The following is a 14,266-nucleotide window of genomic DNA, read 5'->3' as shown; positions in this document are numbered from 1 at the left end:
GATGCCTGTTTTCAGTTGTTTTATCACGAAATCAGTAATTTCCAAGTTGTGAATACTAAATGTATTTAACCTTTCTAAAAGCATATCAAAAACTAAAAAAACTATTAACGGTATAGCTTATATTATTACGCTATTTGATAGCTATTACTTAAATTATTTACTTCTTACATTAATACCTAAATTTGTCATCCATTAAAGAACTATGTTAAAAAAGCTTGAACTGCGTACCGTTACGGTTACCAGATATATTACTGCCTTACGGGAAGGAGGCTCCTTGCCTGCCTTAGCCGAAGCTGATGATGATTTTAAATATGTGCTTAAGTTTAAAGGAGCCGGCCATGGTGTAAAAGCGCTTATAGCCGAACTTATTGGCTGTGAGATAGCAAGAGCACTTGGATTAAAAGTACCTGAAGTGGTATTTGCCAATTTAGATGAAGCCTTTGGAAGGACTGAAGCCGATGAAGAAATACAAGATCTTTTGCAAGGAAGTAAGGGATTGAATTTAGCTTTGCATTTCCTATCTGGCGCCATTACCTTTGACCCTGTTGTTACTACCGTGGATGAACGTACCGCTTCCAAAATAGTATGGTTAGATGCGTTAATTATTAATGTTGACAGAACCTTTAGAAACACCAATATGCTTATATGGCATAAAGAGTTATGGCTAATAGATCATGGTGCTGCTTTTTATTTTCATCATTCATGGGTAAATAGAGAGAAACATGCTAAAAGTCCGTTCACGTTAATAAAAGATCATGTTCTCTTACCACAGGCTACTCTCTTGCAAGAGGTGGATGCCGAGTGTAAGGCACTACTAACAGAAGAGAAAATAAGGGAAATTGTAAATCTTTTACCGCAAGAATGGTTAACGTGGGAAGATATCGATGAAACTCCCGAGGAAATCAAGGAAGCTTATATTCAATTTTTATTGATACGATTGGAACATTCAGAAATCTTTATAAAAGAAGCCCAAGATGCAAGAAAAGCACTTATATGAATATGCCGTGATTCGTGTCCTGCCACGAGTTGAAAGAGAAGAATTCTTAAACGTGGGGATTGTATTATTCTGTAAAAGACAAAAATTTCTGAAAGTCTTATTTCAACTTGATGAAGAAAGATTAAAGTGCCTTTGTGATGATTTTGATCTTGAACCTGTAAGAAATAATTTAGAATCTTTTGAAAAGATATGTGCCGGAGCTAAAAACGGCGGACCTATTGCACAATTGGATGTTGCATCTAGATTTAGATGGCTAACCGCGGTAAGAAGTTCTTCTATTCAAACTTCCAGACCCCACCCGGGCTTATGTGAAGATATAGAAGTTACCTTGCAGCGCTTGTTCAAAGAATTAGTACTTTAATGTCACATACTCTTAATAAATGGATTTAGAATATATAGAAAGTAAGGTTTTTAAAACTGAAAATTTTACGGAAAGCGCTTTGCCAAAAGCTGAATATGACACCTGCCATTTTGAAGATTGCACATTTACAGGTGCAAGTCTATCGGGAATTACCTTTGCAGAATGTGAATTTAGAAATTGTGACCTTAGCAACGTGCAGCTTAAGGGCACTACCTTCCGGGAAGTTTCCTTTCATAATTGCAAACTCTTAGGTTTGCGATTTGATGAATGTGATCCATTTTTACTTTCTTTCAATTTTGACGATTGCATCCTAAACTTTTCGTTTTTCTATAAATTAAAATTAAAAGGAATTCGGTTTATCAATTGTAAATTACAGGAAGTAGATTTTTCTGAGGCTAATTTAATGAGGGCCAATTTTCATAATTCTGATCTGGGCGGGGCAATATTTGACAATACCAATTTAGCAAACGCCGATATGCAAACCGCCTATAATTTTTCTATAGATCCAGAAAGAAATCAGTTGCAAAAATCAAAATTTTCCGGTGAGAACATCAAAGGACTTTTGGATAAGTATAAGTTGATAATTAAGTGATCCTTTAAATCAAAAAATACATAGTATCGTCTAAAAAACAGAAAGTTAGTTTAAGAACTCCTCCTAAATTTACGATATTAGCATGCAAAAATCGCCCTTAATATAATTAGCGCGAACATACCTACTACTAAGTTAACAGCTTGATCTATGACAAACCACGAAACTCCAAATTACCTCACGTTTTCTCAAAAATTAAGAGCGGCTACTACTTCATTTGCGGGAATAGCGATTGTTTGGTTGGTATTGATATTATTATTTAGTCTCCTGGAAATTGGATTATCTGGATACACACATGGGTTGCCCTCAGGTTTTTTCACTCTGACCATCTGGAGCTGGTTTTCTGACATCCTTTTTTGGTGGAAATGGTTATTCTTATTATTTATAATCTATATACCTCTTTATATCCTTTCCTCTGTTATTGCAAAAGTTGCTTTTAAAAGTTTTATAGTTTTCTTTTTTATAGTCCAAATTGGCCTTATCAATTACTTCAATACTGCCTTGGTGCTTTTAGGAGCCGATATTTTTGGATATTCATTACAAGAAATACAACAAACCGTTGGAGCTTCGGGAGGAGTAAGTCTTATGTCTGTACTGGTTTTCAGTATTTTAATAGCACTAACAGTTCTTATCCTGAAATTCTTACCCAAGAAATTGAACCTTTCAATCTATACTTCGGCTATACTACCATCTATTTCCTTTCTAATTTTCATTTTTGGGATTTCACCCAGTCTCAGGTTAGGCAGTCTGCAGTCAGATTTTGCTAATAATTTGGTAGTTAATAAGTCAGATCACTTTTATCAGGCTTCCTATAATCACTATTTCCCTGAAATATATGAAACCGATATCTATGCCGATAGTTACATTGGAAATTACGGAGCTAATAACACCAACACTATTGCTTTTGAATATGTAGATGAGACCAATTACCCTTTCCTCCATAAAGAAGTTACAGGAGATGTACTTACTCCTTTTTTAAATCAGGCCGAAACCCCTCCAAATATCGTGATCATTTTAGTAGAGGGATTGGGACGGGCTTTTACAAACGAGGGAGCTTATTTAGGGAATTTCACACCATTTTTAGATACGCTATCCGCCGAAAGTTTGTACTGGAAAAACTTTTTAAGCCAAGGAGGTAGAACCTTTGCAGTATTGCCTTCCCTTTTAGGTTCGCTTCCTTTTGCCCAGAATGGTTTTCTAGGTATGGGACAGGAAATGCCACAACAGCTTTCCCTTCTCAACATCCTTCAAAAAAATGGATATCACACTTCCTATTATTACGGTGGAGATGCGAGTTTTGATAATATGGCTTTGTATTTAAAGAACAATAATATTAACGAGCTTAATGATGGAGGGGCCTTTCCACAAGGTTACAAAAAACTACCTGCTAATAACGGATTCACCTGGGGATATGGCGATAAGGAAATGTACAGGTATTATATGGCTTCACGCCCTGTAAATAAAAAACCTCAACTAAGTGTGCTACTTACAGTGGCTTCCCACAGTCCGTTTCTTATTGATGATGCTCCAAAATATGCGGCTAAATTTGAAGAGCGCATGAGTGTTCTGGGCTTTAGTGAAGAAAAAAAGGATGCTTACCGAAAATACCAAAACATCTATTCCAGTATTTTATATACCGATGATGCTTTAAAAGGTTTCTTTGATGATTACAAAAAAAGAGCAGATTTCAACAATACGATTTTTGTTATTACCGGAGACCATAGAATTCCCGAAATCCCTATGAGCACCAAAATAGACAGATACCATGTGCCATTAATAGTATATTCTCCTTTACTAAAGCGCACAGCTGAAATAGCTTCTATTTCTACACATTTTGATATTGCTCCCAGTTTGATTAGCTATCTTAAAAACAATTATGATATAAAATCACCTGAACTAACTACCTGGATGGGACAGGGTTTAGATACTACCACAGCGTTTCAAAATTTACATCATGCCCCGCTTATGCAAACAAAAACAGATATGATCGATTTCATTTCCGGGGAATATCATTTAAATGGTGATGCTTTATTTAAGATAACCGAAGGAATGGGAGAAGAACCTCTACAGGATGAAGACAAAAAGAATCAGCTGTTAAGTGAGTTTAATAAATTCAAGATAAGAAACAGTCAATTTATTAAAGAGAAAAAAATGATTCCTGACTCTTTATTTACTTCCTATACGCTTCAGAAATAGTTATTTTTCTCCATTGCTATAATTCTCCAAAATATTGGTGAGCATAGGGCGATAGAACTTCCAAAAGAAGCTGGCTCTCTCAATGGGGTTATCTTCATTATAGAAAAACCCTTTGAAGAAGCTTATTCCTTTAAAATAGGATGAAGTGATACCTATAGGGTTATCGCAAAAATCACCTGAAAAATAATAGAACTTATACTTATCCCCTTTATTTTTGGTAACCGCAGGAAATTCAGTTGGGATTCCATTCTTCTTTAATTCTTCAACTCCATTCTTATTAGTACTTATCTTATAGCTTGCAACTTCATTATTAATAGTTCTATCCAGCACCATTATATCAAACCAAAAAGGGTATTTTATCTGTGTGGGTAAACCAAGGTTTTCTTGTCCATAAGAAGTGCTGTGTATAAATGGCATGGGATTATCCAAATGGGTTTCATCTTCCAGAATAACCACTTGCCCACTAATGTGCACAAAAGCAATACCTGCCTTTTTAAAAGGCCATTTCCCGTCATGTGCATTCTTATAGCTTTCTATAAGCCAGGCTGGTAATTCTTTATTTACATCAAGATCAAAATTATCGAAATATCTGGCTGTCCACCCAGACCATTCCAATCCGAACATTTCCTCGAAACGCTTCCTATTCTGAATATTTGTAGGAGAGCCAATGGTATTAAATTCGGTGATGATCAATTTATTCTTCTGTTTCATCAAACTCAGCAATTCCAGATCTCTATCGCTCAAACCGCCGTATAACATCCCGTACTTTTGCTCCTTCCCTTTCAAATACCATTCGTTATTATAGATTCCATAAGTGTCAGTAAAATATACCATATCGGCATCTTCACTTAGTTGATTTAACTGGGGGGATGAAAAACGCTCTAAGCCTTTTAGTTTGAATTTTTCATCCTCAAGAGGGTGAAATCCAAAATAATCTTCACTAATTTGATACGGTTTATTAGAAGTCTTAGAGTAGCGCTCATGGTTGAGAATCCAGTTTAGGGAAATATGCTCCTGCCCTTCTCTGGTGATTGCTGTTTTATCTACAATAGCAGCCACCATTTTAGTGTTTGGCGTAAGCAACCAGGCTAGCCACATCCATAGGGGCAGTAATAATATTGCTATAAGTACCCCGAGAAAGATCTTCTTTCGCATGTTTAAAATCTTTTATTATACCCTACACTCACAGTCACTTGATTTCCTTTTGTACCTTGAGCATATTCCTGATTTTCCAAACCTGCTGAAAAAATAAGAATGTTGGTAAGATTAATGGATTTTCTATACCCTATCGAAATATTATTCGATTTAAGTTTATAAGTGTCTCCATTATTATAAAGGATATTATTAGCTTCATTATCTGGAGACAACCCGGTACCAATCCCGAAACTTAGAAAATCATCAGCCCCTGCTAGATAATACCGAACATTTAAGGAAAACGATTGGGAAACAGCGTTATTTGAAGGGGTAAGATATGTGCGTAAATTGAACCAATAATTCTTATAGTATTTTCCAACTGATGCAGTGTATATCCAGGTTTCATCATCGAAACTCAACATCCTGAATCCGGCTTCACCTTCGAAAGCCAAAGGCAGGTTAGCATACAAGGAAAATCCCGCTCTATATCGAGGAAATATCCCATCCTTTTCGGCAATTCCCCCGCTTACATACGCATAGAATACATCTGAAATTCTGGGATACGCATCTAGCTCAAATTGAGCTCCATTGGTGGTAAACCTATTGGCATAATTAAAACGTGCCGATATAGAACCAAACTTGGTTTGTCTCCCGTAGTCCACACTTGCCAGATGCCAAGGATCATCGAATCGCTTGTCGAAATAAACAAAGTCATAGCTAACTCCTACCTGATTCTTAGAAGACACATTTTTGATCTTTTCTCTATAAGCACGTGCATCTGCATGATTAGGATTAACAGCAAGTAATGTATTGAGCACATTGGTTGCTTCGTCATATTTTTTAAGATCGTTCAATATTTTAGCATCCAGATATAAGAGTTCTTCCGATTCTGGATGGTATTTTATACCCTCATTTACAATTTGATGAGCCCTTTCAGAATTATCATTCCAATATTCCAGGCTTCCATACGCTAAGGAACCATCCTCATGACCGGGATCTATTTCCAATACCCTATCAAATTCCACACGAGCACTATCAACCTTATCGGTCCAGGTATATAATCTCCCTAAAAAAATACGTATATCAGCATAATTAGGACTTATTTGCAAGGCTTGTTTTGAAAGATCAATAGCTTTCGGGTAGTTATCTTCATCGAACGCAGCAGCTCTGGCCTTGGTAAATAATTCATCTGAAGATAGGTCTTCCTGAGCGTGGGTAGAATGAACTGAAAAAAATAAGAGAAGGACGGTAATAACAAAGAGGTTAGTATTTTTTGCGCCCATCACATTAGTAAGAGATCTAATCACAAAGTAGGTTTTTAATTTGAGGTTTAAAAAGCAGCTAATTTACTGAAAAATAAATGATTGTTATTTATTTGGAATATAACAATCCTTCTGTTTCATAAGGTTTAAAGATATATAATTTTAGAATGCTGGCAAGCATATGGAAATATACAAAAATGAGGGCTATTAACGGTGGTTAGGCTTATATGGCAACCTATTTTGTAAGGTTAACCAATAATCTCTCCATCTCCCATTTCTATAATCCTATCGGTCTTATCGGCAAAATCCTTGTCATGAGTTACCACCAGTAAAGATAATCCCTGGTTATCACTTAAATCCTTAAAGATATTGAAGACATTCTCGGCATTGTAGCTGTCCAGGTTTCCTGTAGGCTCATCCCCCATTATAATTACAGGATCGTTTATTAATGCCCTAGCAATAGCTACTCGTTGTTTCTCTCCTCCCGAGATTCGAGAAGCTCTTTTTTGAGCGATATGTTCTATTCCCAAAATTCGTAATTTTTCCATTGCAGCCTCTTCAATTTGTGACGGAGACTTTTCACCTAACTTCTTTGCCGGAAGCATAACATTTTCTAGCACAGAAAATTCGGATAGTAAATAGTGAAATTGAAAAACAAAACCAATATATTTATTTCTAATATGGGATAACTTCTCTCTATTCTCTCCCGTGACCAGTTCTTCATTTAAGAATAATTGTCCTTCATAATCGGTATCCATAGTAGAGAGTATATACAGCAAGGTAGATTTTCCACAGCCTGACTTCCCCATAATAGACACAAACTCACCTTGCCTCACCTTAAAACTTATGTTCTTCAGTACATGAAAAAGTACAGGCTTTTTAAAGTACTTATTAATATTTCTTGCTTCAAGAACAGTTTTCATTGCAGGTTGATAAAATGGTTATTGACTTCTAATTATATCTACAGGATCTATTTTTTTAGCTTTTTGAGAGGGCAGATATCCCGCAAAAAACGTAGAGACCATTGCAAAACTTATCCCTACCATATAATAGAAAAAATCGAAATTTATAGGGTAGGTCTTAATCAAGGGGAGTGCCTCTGTTTCAAAAGGAACATTATCTATAACCGATGATAGTATGAACCCCAGAATAAGGCCTAAAATACCTCCTACTATTCCAATTATAACTGCCTGGCTCATAAATATCAATTGCACATCCTTGCCGGAAAAGCCCGTGGCTTTTAAAATTGCAATGTCGTTCATTTTCTCATAGATAAGCATATTCAAAATGTTGTATATACCAAAACCCGCTACAATGAGCAATGTTATGGAAACAGCATATGTTATAAGATTCCTAATGTTACTACCGGTTTCAAATTGCGCATTGGCGGTGTTGATATCTATGGCCTTTAACTGGAATTGTTGTTCTATTTTTTGAGCAAGCGGAAGAGCATCTTCAATAGTATGAAGCTTCACATTGATATCGGTAATATAATTCTCAGCTTCTCCTAAAATTCGCTGCACTGTTTTAATATTTGCAAAACTTTGAATGTTATCCAGATCGGCAATACCACTTTGGTAGAGTCCAACAATTTTAAGGGGGAAGATCTCCCCGCTAATGGTACTTATTTGTACCCTGTCGCCAATTCCCAGCGACATTTTCTCGGCTATTCCAGAACCCAGCAAGATGCCGTTATTAGTATTCTTTAAAGCTTCGGGCGTTCCTTTTACCACATAGTCCTTGAAATTAAAGAATTCTACTTCCTGCATAATATCTATCCCGGTAAGGTTGCCACCTATTTCTATAGAGCCGGCTATATAGAATATCTGTGTTTTTATTTGTGGAAGCGCTCCCCGCACATGTTCGTTCTTTTCCAAATAATCTATTATTGGCAGGGCATTATGAATTTTCTTCTGACTCTGTTTCGGTTTTATTGAATGAACCACATTAAAGGAATTTTTAAATTCCTCATAAAAAGCGATCGGCTGCTTTTTTGAAGGTTCAATTTCATTATAAATATGAACATGTGGAGTTTGATTAAGTATCAGGTCGTCCAGCATTTTATTAAGTCCCGTCATAAAACTCACCAAGGTAATATATGAGCCAATTCCAAAGGTTACTCCTAAGGCAGCTATAGCCGTTTGCTTAATTTTAGTAAGCAAATGCGTCTTGGCTATATTTAATATCACTTTCCAGTTTATCATTCTTCAGGTTTGTATAACCAGGTTTCGGCGGTGATTCCTGAGAGCACTTCCACCGTGTCCATGCTTTGCAATCCTATTTCCACCTCAACAATTCCATTTTCGGTTCTTACCTTATTTTCGTCTATTAAATACTGTTTTGGGATGGTTAGGGCCTCTTCTTTCTTGGCTATAACGATATTTGCTTCTCCAGACATACCGGGGTATAATACCTCGGGACCGTTTTCAAAAAAGCCTTCTACCATAAAGGTTTGATTACGCTCATCTTTTCTAGGGTATATCTTGCTCACTTTTGCATTGAACAGCGTAGTATTATAGGCATCTAAAGTAATAAGCACCAGTTGCCCTACTTTAATTTTCACAATATCTACCTCATCTACTAGCATCTCTATTACAAACACATTTGCGCTCCCAACAGCTGCCAGTGGCTCCACCGTATTTATAATTTCTCCCGGATTCTTATTAAGGGCATATACCTTCCCGTTAATTTTACTGCTTATAGTAAAATCTTCAGTAGTGACTTTAGAGGAATTATAGTTGTTTTGTGCCCGTCTTAATTCAGTTAATAGTGAATTTTCTGTTTGTTCATATTTAGTTTGAAGAAGTTTTAAAGAATTAGAAGCGAGTTCATATTTCAGTTTCTTAGAATCGTATTCTATTTTAGATCCAATTTTTTGATTCCACAGGTTCTTCTGTCTGAAATAATTAATTGAATCATTTTTTAACTGAAGTTTTGCAGCATTTATCTCCTCCTGGATCCCCTTTAAAATAGCTGCATTCCCGGCATAATTTGTTTGAGCCAGTTCAAGAGCCAATTTTGCATTTTCCCTATTTAGCTGTGGATTGGTATTAATTATTTGGGCAAGTAAGTCTCCTTTACGAACGATATCCCCTTCTTCTACCAAATTCCTTTCTAAAATCCCATTCACCGATGCAAACACCTTATACAAGCTATCGGGTTGTATGGTTACAGAGGAGTATACCAGCTCGGTTATCTGCGTTCGCATGGGTTGAACCCGCTCTTCTTCGTTATTACAGGACTGCATCAATAATACTAGCAATACCCAATATCCATACCTGTACATATTCTTGTCTTTGCTCAAATTTCTTTGAAATTTCCTGCTTTCGGAATGACAATTATCATATTTAATGCGGAATAATGCAGGTACTTTTATTGTGAGATTAAAAGTATAGCACCATGGATACATCACTATTTCTAGCCAAATTCTGGGGTTGGTATCTCCTCATTTTCTTCTTTATTCTAAGTTTTAATCCCGGACGGATAAAACAAATATTTGAAGATCTTAAAGATCAGAAATTCCTTATTCTAATTTCCTTTATCGCCATAGTGATTGGCTTGCTAAATATTCTTTTTCATAACGTATGGGAGCCAGACTGGAGGTTTGTAATTACCGCCATTGGATGGATTGCCCTTTTTATGGGATTGATGCTTTTTACTTTTCCTACCCGAACCACCGACTGGTTAGAACTGATTAATGTAAAATTGGTGCAGGTAATCTATATTCTATTGTTTCTGGTAGGAATATTTCTGCTTAACATGGGATATCAAATAGTTCTAGCATAATTTCTATAAAGACCGCCATGGAAACATTCATAAAATTCTTTACTCAAATAAGTATTTCAGATATACCACTAGTTGGAGGTAAAAATGCTTCTTTGGGCGAGATGTACAATGAGTTGTCTTTAGAAGGGGTAAGAGTTCCTAATGGTTTTGCAACAACTGCACGCGCATTCTGGCTTTTCTTAAGAGAAAATGAATTGGAAGACCCACTGCGATCACTTTTAAAGGAATTGGACCGAACAACCTTTAATAACCTTTCCGAAATTGGTTTGAAGGCCAGAACACTCATTCTTCAAGGTGTTTTTTCTGAGGAATTTTCTAAGGCTATTATTGAAGCCTATAATAAGCTGGGGGATAAGAAAGATATTGAAGTGGCAGTAAGAAGCAGTGCTACCGCCGAAGACCTACCCAGTGCCAGCTTTGCCGGACAACATGAAACATACTTAAACATTCAAGGCACACAAGCCCTATTGCTTGCTGTAAAAAAGTGCTTTGCTTCCTTATATACCAACAGGGCCATTAAATACCGAGAAGATAAAGGTTTCTTACATCATGAAATTGCTTTATCTGTTGGGGTTCAAAAGATGGTGCGATCAGACAAAGGTTGCTCTGGGGTTGGCTTTACTTTAGAACCTGAATCTGGTTTTAAAGATATTATTCATCTTTCCGGGGTTTGGGGATTAGGAGAAAACATTGTTCAGGGTATGGTAAATCCCGATGAATTCCTTGTTTTTAAACCCACTTTAAAAAAAGAAAAAAATGCCATCGTTCAAAAAAAATTGGGAGATAAAGCACTCACGATGATCTATGCAGAATCTAACGGGCACTCCTCTACCGTGAATATCGATACCAAACTTTCAAAACAAGAAGAATATGTTCTTACCGATAAAGAAGTTCTCACTTTGGCAACATGGGCGTTAGCTATAGAAGAACATTATAAAAAACCCATGGACATTGAATGGGCCAAGGACGGTATTACAAATGAACTTTTTATAACACAGGCAAGGCCAGAGACCGTTCATCATGCCAAAGCCGAACATATTTATTACGAATATAAATTAAAGGAAAAAAGCAATGTATTAGCATTTGGAAGTGCTATTGGAAATAAAATTGCTGTTGGTACAGCCCGGCTGCTATCATCTCCTTTAGAGGCTTCCAGGCTTAAAAAGGGAGATATTATAATTACCGACACCACCAGCCCCGACTGGGATCCGTTGCTTAAAAATGCTGGAGCAATCGTCACCAACCGAGGTGGCAGGACCAGCCATGCTGCAATTGTAGCTCGTGAGCTGGGCGTTCCAGCTGTGGTAGGTACCAATACTGCCACCAACGCCATCAAGGATGGCGACCTTATTACTATTTCATGCGCCGAAGGGAAAACAGGATTTGTATATAGTGGGAAACTGGATTTCGATACTGTAAAAATCGATTTTTCTACATTTAAACTTCCTAATACCGAGGCAAAGTTCATTCTTTCAGATCCCGAAAAAGCATTTCAGTATTCCTTTTATCCTAATAACGGAATTGGTTTGTTGCGTATGGAATTTATAATAACTCATACTATTAAGATACATCCCATGGCTCTCATAAAATTTGATGAGATTAAAGACCTTTCAGTTAAAAATCATATAAAAGAATTAACCCGAAATTACGCAGATAAGGAATCTTACTTTATAGATAGGTTAGCCCAAGGAATTGGCACCATGGCCGCAGCCTTCTATCCAAAAGAGGTAATTGTAAGAATGAGCGATTTCAAAACTAACGAATATGCAAATCTTCTTGGCGGAACCCAATTTGAACCTAACGAAGAAAATCCCATGCTTGGTTTTAGAGGAGCGTCCCGATATTACAGTCCGTTATACAAAGACGGATTTCTACTGGAATGCAAAGCAATTAAAAAAGTACGGGAAGAAATGGGATTGGAGAATGTAAAGGTCATGATCCCATTTTGCAGGACTATTACTGAAGCCGAAAAGGTAATAGATGTTATGTCGGCCAACGGATTAAAGCAAGCTGAAAATGGATTAGAGATTTACATGATGGTAGAAATACCCAGTAACGTAATTTTAGCAGAAGAATTTGCAGAATTATTTGACGGTTTCTCTATTGGCTCCAACGATCTTACACAACTTACTTTAGGTATAGACAGAGACTCCGAGCTTATGGCTCCTATTTTTAATGAGAATGATGCCGCCGTGAAACAAATGATTGAAATGGTGATTTTAAAAGCGCGTAAGACCCAAACCAAGATTGGCTTATGCGGTCAGGCTCCAAGCGATTTCCCTCAGTTTGCATCGTTTCTGGTGAACGCAGGCATTAACAGCATTTCCTTTAATCCCGATGCTTTACTAAATGGCATTAAAAACATTAATAAAGCGGAAGAAAAAAATCGGAAAAAATTTTCAGAAAAAATTAAAAACTGACATATATCATATTTTTTATACATGCATCGCCGTACTTTAGTATTCTCTTAAAAAAGATACGTTCATTCACATATTAGAAGGCAAAGATTTAGATTGTAGTTTTACGGTCTAGATCCTGTGGAAATAGTAAAGGTATTTGTAAACAGGGTGATTTTGTAAGTTGTCTTAGCATTAGACACTTGCAGGATATATCTTGATTTACTCATAAACTCACTATTTTCAAAGAATAGGGCTAGCGTTTGTTAGCCCTATTCTAAACTTCATATCATAGGTTTTTGTTGTAGAAATATAACAAGAACTGAATTGAAGAGATTGAAGATATTTTTACTCTCAATAGATTGGAAAGTTTATGTAGCGATAGATGAATTTGAAGGTTTGTTGTTATAAAAATAAAATTGACCTCTTTGAGGGAACGGGTAGGCTTTTGCTTACCCGTTTCTATTTTATAAAACTTCTACTCTCTAACTCTCCCGTATAACTAAAAGCTAAGCACTATGAGTTATTATTTTTCCACCTCTGTAAAGAATATAACGTTTAACGATGCCATTTCCCAAGTGACTGAAGCTTTAAAAGATGAAGGTTTCGGAATATTAACCGAGATAGACATAAAAGCTACTTTAAATAAAAAACTGGATGTAGATTTTTACAATTATACAATCCTGGGTGCCTGCAACCCTCCTTTTGCTTATAAAGCCTTACAGGCCGAAGATAAAATTGGCACAATGCTCCCCTGCAATGTTATTGTTCAGGAAAAGGTGCCTGGCACTATAGAGATCTCGGCGGTAGATCCCGGGGCATCTATGGTAGCTGTAAACAACAAAGAACTGGAGAACATCGCTGAAGAAATAAGAGACCGCCTTAAGAGGGTCATTAAAAAGTTAAAATAAGCAGTATTCAATATCGTTTAATCATGACATCGGTCATTTTATCTACTATGTTTTAAAGGTACTTTTATATATAACTTTTAAACTTTTTAGATATGAAAAATTTAATATTAGGTTTATTTCTATTTGGATTAACCACCCAATTATTCGCACAAGTAATTCCATTGCCAGAAGTGAAAATTGAAGCCGTAAATTATAAATATCTTAATACTGTAGATACTGAAGATACCGATTTATCGGTTAAAATGCTCCAAGAGATGGTGGCCAAGTACGACATTAGAGATGCAGAAATTTATAGCGATGAGTACGAAACCTACACCGTTTCCTTTTTTATTCCTGATGGGAAAATTCTTGTTGCGTACGATAAAGATGGGAATATCTTAAGAACTATAGAGCGTTTCAAAAATGTAAAATTACCAATGGCCGTAAGCAAAGCCCTGGTTGCTAAATTCCCTCAATGGACAGTTTCTAAAGATATTTATAAGGTAACTTATAACGATGCTAGTGGTATGGCTAAAAAAATGTATAAATTAAAACTTACAAATGCCGGAGAAACCATTAGAGTAAAAACAGATGAGGAAGGTAATTTTTTATAGACCGCTTTCCGAATATAAAAAACTCGCTTCCTACTCTTGAA

At 36.3% G+C, this 14,266-nt stretch carries 13 protein-coding genes; 8 read left to right on the top strand and 5 right to left on the bottom strand.

The annotated features are described in order from the left end of the window. Positions 1-202: 202 nt before the first annotated feature. The 4 genes from L1I30_RS05770 (at position 203) to L1I30_RS05755 (ending at position 4,143) form a co-directional block, all read left to right on the top strand. Positions 203-997, top strand: a complete 795-nt coding sequence (locus tag L1I30_RS05770; RefSeq protein ID WP_236133315.1) for a HipA family kinase — start codon at positions 203-205, stop codon at positions 995-997. Then, positions 975-1,358: a DUF3037 domain-containing protein gene (locus tag L1I30_RS05765; RefSeq protein ID WP_236133314.1), complete on the top strand. Its 384-nt coding sequence runs from the start codon at positions 975-977 to the stop codon at positions 1,356-1,358. Before L1I30_RS05770 ends, L1I30_RS05765 begins: the two co-directional genes overlap by 23 nt. Positions 1,359-1,377: 19 nt before the next feature. Next, the gene (locus L1I30_RS05760; RefSeq protein WP_236133313.1) at positions 1,378-1,950 is read left to right on the top strand and encodes a pentapeptide repeat-containing protein; all 573 of its coding nucleotides are present in this window, start codon (positions 1,378-1,380) and stop codon (positions 1,948-1,950) included. Between the two features lie 147 nt (positions 1,951-2,097). Then, positions 2,098-4,143, top strand: coding sequence for an LTA synthase family protein (locus L1I30_RS05755; RefSeq protein WP_236133312.1), 2,046 nt, complete (start codon positions 2,098-2,100; stop codon positions 4,141-4,143). Here L1I30_RS05755 and L1I30_RS05750 read toward each other — a convergent pair whose 3' ends face one another. The 5 genes from L1I30_RS05750 to L1I30_RS05730 form a co-directional block, all read right to left on the bottom strand. Continuing rightward, positions 4,144-5,298 carry a hypothetical protein gene (locus L1I30_RS05750; RefSeq protein WP_236133311.1) on the bottom strand — a complete coding sequence of 385 codons (1,155 nt, stop codon included), beginning with the start codon at positions 5,296-5,298 and terminating at the stop codon, positions 4,144-4,146. Between the two features lie 2 nt (positions 5,299-5,300). Then, positions 5,301-6,584 (bottom strand): YaiO family outer membrane beta-barrel protein, encoded by a 1,284-nt coding sequence (locus L1I30_RS05745; RefSeq protein WP_236133310.1) that lies wholly within the window; start codon positions 6,582-6,584, stop codon positions 5,301-5,303. 203 nt (positions 6,585-6,787) lie between these two features. Beyond that, the gene (locus L1I30_RS05740; RefSeq protein WP_236133309.1) at positions 6,788-7,462 is read right to left on the bottom strand and encodes an ABC transporter ATP-binding protein; all 675 of its coding nucleotides are present in this window, start codon (positions 7,460-7,462) and stop codon (positions 6,788-6,790) included. An 18-nt stretch (positions 7,463-7,480) separates the two neighbouring features. Further along, a complete protein-coding gene (locus L1I30_RS05735; RefSeq protein WP_236133308.1) occupies positions 7,481-8,743 on the bottom strand; it encodes an ABC transporter permease in 1,263 nt (420 codons plus the stop codon). Next, positions 8,740-9,843, bottom strand: coding sequence for an efflux RND transporter periplasmic adaptor subunit (locus L1I30_RS05730; protein ID WP_236133307.1), 1,104 nt, complete (start codon positions 9,841-9,843; stop codon positions 8,740-8,742). The genes L1I30_RS05735 and L1I30_RS05730 overlap by 4 nt, the downstream gene beginning before the upstream one ends. A 95-nt stretch (positions 9,844-9,938) precedes the next feature. On the opposite strand from L1I30_RS05730, the gene L1I30_RS05725 reads away from it, so the two are divergent. From L1I30_RS05725 to L1I30_RS05710, 4 genes are all read left to right on the top strand, one after another. After that, entirely contained in the window at positions 9,939-10,325 is a 387-nt protein-coding gene (locus tag L1I30_RS05725) for a hypothetical protein (protein WP_236133306.1), read from the top strand. A gap of 17 nt (positions 10,326-10,342) precedes the next feature. Beyond that, positions 10,343-12,745, top strand: a complete 2,403-nt coding sequence (gene ppsA, locus L1I30_RS05720) for a phosphoenolpyruvate synthase (RefSeq protein WP_236133305.1) — start codon at positions 10,343-10,345, stop codon at positions 12,743-12,745. A gap of 494 nt (positions 12,746-13,239) precedes the next feature. Then, positions 13,240-13,632, top strand: a complete 393-nt coding sequence (locus tag L1I30_RS05715; RefSeq protein ID WP_236133304.1) for a DUF302 domain-containing protein — start codon at positions 13,240-13,242, stop codon at positions 13,630-13,632. A 92-nt stretch (positions 13,633-13,724) separates the two neighbouring features. Beyond that, on the top strand, positions 13,725-14,225 hold the full coding sequence (locus tag L1I30_RS05710; RefSeq protein ID WP_236133303.1) for a nicotinate-nucleotide adenylyltransferase: 501 nt from the start codon (positions 13,725-13,727) through the stop codon (positions 14,223-14,225). Positions 14,226-14,266 lie beyond the last annotated feature (41 nt).

The organism is Gillisia lutea, from assembly GCF_021568705.1.
In the GTDB taxonomy this organism is placed as follows: Bacteria; Bacteroidota; Bacteroidia; order Flavobacteriales; family Flavobacteriaceae; genus Gillisia; species Gillisia lutea.
This window is presented reverse-complemented; position numbering and strand designations above follow the sequence as displayed.